This window comes from Staphylococcus gallinarum, assembly GCF_000875895.1.
Lineage (GTDB): Bacteria > Bacillota > Bacilli > Staphylococcales > Staphylococcaceae > Staphylococcus > Staphylococcus gallinarum.
In genome coordinates this window covers 1-241 of record NZ_JXCF01000156.1, presented here as the reverse complement: position 1 = coordinate 241, position 241 = coordinate 1, and the positions used below count along the sequence as shown (strand labels likewise).

The following is a 241-nucleotide window of genomic DNA, read 5'->3' as shown; positions in this document are numbered from 1 at the left end:
ATCTAAAAAAATATATCTCTCAATATCAAAATCATTTAAATGAATAATATCTTCACTGTTATATTTATGTTTGTTTTTTCTAATAGCATCTTTACTTTCGTGTGTTAAATATTTATAAACCCTCTCGACACCATCTACAATTTCTATATGTGATAAGGCTTTATCTCCTAAAGCACGTTTTATTTTATTTCTCACACTTTCCTTTGTGACTGGATTTTTAGCGATATACAAAACGTGATAG

General features: G+C 27.0%; 1 protein-coding gene. It reads right to left on the bottom strand.

Translation table 11 applies throughout. The annotated features are described in order from the left end of the window. Nucleotides 1–241 (bottom strand): Rep family protein (locus SH09_RS13870; RefSeq protein ID WP_042740206.1); only part of this gene is annotated, 241 nt, incomplete at both ends.